Genomic DNA, 2,500 nt, shown 5'->3' with positions numbered 1-2,500 from the left:
CCTGCGGACACGTGAAACCCGCAGGGAAGATGGGGGGACCATCCTCCAAGCCTAAATACTACTCAGTGACCGATAGTGGAGCAGTACCGTGAGGGAAAGGTGAAAAGTACCCCGGGAGGGGAGTGAAAAAGAACCTGAAACCTTGTGCCTACAAGCACCGAGAGCACGTTAAAGTGTGATCGGGTACTTTTTGTAGAACGGTCCGGCGAGTTAATATTTGCAGCGAGGTTAAGGTACTGGAGTACCGGAGCCGTAGCGAGAGCGAGTCTGAACAGGGCGTATGAAGTTGCAGGTATTAGACCCGAAACCGGGTGACCTATCCATGAGCAGGCTGAAGCGGTGGTAAGACACCGTGGAGGGCCGCACCCACGTCTGTTGAAAAAGCCGGGGATGACTTGTGGATAGCGGAGAAATTCCAATCGAACTCGGAGATAGCTGGTTCTCCCCGAAATAGCTTTAGGGCTAGCGTTATTTTAGATTACCGGAGGTAAAGCACTGAATGGGCTAGGGGCCGCGAGGTTACCGAACCCTATCAAACTCTGAATGCCGGCTAATTGATGAATAGCAGTCAGACTACGTGAGATAAGTCTCGTGGTCAAAAGGGAAACAGCCCAGATCTACAGCTAAGGTCCCAAATGAACGCTAAGTGGAAAATGATGTGAAACTGCGAAGACAACCAGGATGTTGGCTTAGAAGCAGCCACTCATTCAAAGAGTGCGTAATAGCTCACTGGTCGAGTGGTTTTGCGCAGAAAATGTAACGGGGCTAAGCGTTCAACCGAAGCTTAGGCATTGCAGTAATGCATTGGGTAGGGGAGCGTCGTATAAGAGGTGAAGTCAGAGCGTAAGCACTGGTGGATTTTATACGAGTGAGAATGCCGGAATAAGTAGCGAGAATTATGTGAGAATCATAATGGCCGAAAATCTAAGGTTTCTTGGGGAAGGTTCGTCCGCCCAAGGTTAGTCGGGAGCTAAGGCGAGGCCGAAAGGCGTAGTCGATGCACATACGGTAGAAATTCCGTAACCACCGAACTTTAAGCATAAGGGACGCTTTCATTAAGGTTAACCCCGGCGATGGTTGCCCGGGGCGTAAGGGACCGAAAAATAGTAGGGAAGTAACTGGCGTGAGAGACGAGAAAAGCTTATGTGTATACTAAGGTGCCCGTACCGCAAACCGACACAGGTAGATGGGATGAGTATTCTAAGGCCAACGGGAGAAGGGTTGTTAAGGAACTCGGCAAATTGGCCCCGTAACTTCGGGATAAGGGGCGCCTGCGAGAGCAGGCCGCAGTGAAAAGGCCCAAGCGACTGTTTAGCAAAAACACAGCTCTCTGCTAAATCGAAAGATGACGTATAGGGGGTGACGCCTGCCCGGTGCTGGAAGGTTAAGGGGAGTGCTTAGCGTAAGCGAAGGTGCGAACTTAAGCCCCAGTAAACGGCGGCCGTAACTATAACGGTCCTAAGGTAGCGAAATTCCTTGTCAGGTAAGTTCTGACCCGCACGAATGGCGTAACGATTTGGGCACTGTCTCAACAGCCCGCCCGGCGAAATTGTAGTACCGGTGAAGATGCCGGTTTCCCGCAACTAGACGGAAAGACCCCATGGAGCTTCACTGTAGCTTGATATTGGATCTCGGTATTCCATGTACAGGATAGGTGGGAGGCTAGGAAGCAAGTGCGCCAGCATTTGTGGAGCCAACCTTGGGATACCACTCTTGGGATATTGGGATTCTAACCTGCGGCCATGAATCTGGTCGGGGGACACTGTCAGGTGGGCAGTTTGACTGGGGCGGTCGCCTCCTAAAGAGTAACGGAGGCGCTCAAAGGTTCGTTCAGCACGGACGGAAATCGTGCAATGAGTGTAAACGCAAAAACGAGCCTAACTGCGAGAATGACGGTTCGAGCAGTAACGAAAGTTGGAGTTAGTGATCCGGCGGTATGTGAATGGAAATGCCGTCGCTCAACGGATAAAAGCTACCCTGGGGATAACAGGCTGATCTCCCCCAAGAGTCCACATCGACGGGGAGGTTTGGCACCTCGATGTCGGCTCATCGCATCCTGGGGCTGAATTCGGTCCCAAGGGTTTGGCTGTTCGCCAATTAAAGCGGTACGCGAGCTGGGTTCAGAACGTCGTGAGACAGTTCGGTCCCTATCTGTTGCGGGCGTAGGAATATTGAGAGGAGCTGTCCTTAGTACGAGAGGACCGGGATGGACGTACCGCTGGTGCACCAGTTGTTCCGCCAGGGGCATAGCTGGGTAGCTAAGTACGGACGAGATAAACGCTGAAGGCATCTAAGCGTGAAACTCCCCTCGAGATAAGTGTTCCCATCCTTTATGGAGTAAGGCCCCTTGTAGACTACAAGGTTGATAGGTCAGGAGTGGAAGTGCAGTAATGTATGCAGCGGACTGATACTAATAGGCCGAGGGCTTGACCTCATATTAGAGGTAATCCTCGTACTCTTTGCTGTGAGTTGTTATTGTTCAGTTTTCAGGGTGTAAACC

Annotated in this window: 1 rRNA gene (cut by a window edge); it reads left to right on the top strand. The window is 51.6% G+C overall.

Annotated features, from left to right (window positions below):
* Window positions 1-2,434 (top strand): 23S ribosomal RNA (locus ACYQ3S_RS15410) (it extends 409 nt beyond the left edge of the window).
* Window positions 2,435-2,500 lie beyond the last annotated feature (66 nt).

The organism is Agathobaculum sp. TL06 (genome assembly GCF_054658635.1).
Note: the sequence above shows the minus strand (reverse complement) of the source record. Positions and strands in the feature narration are given on the sequence as shown.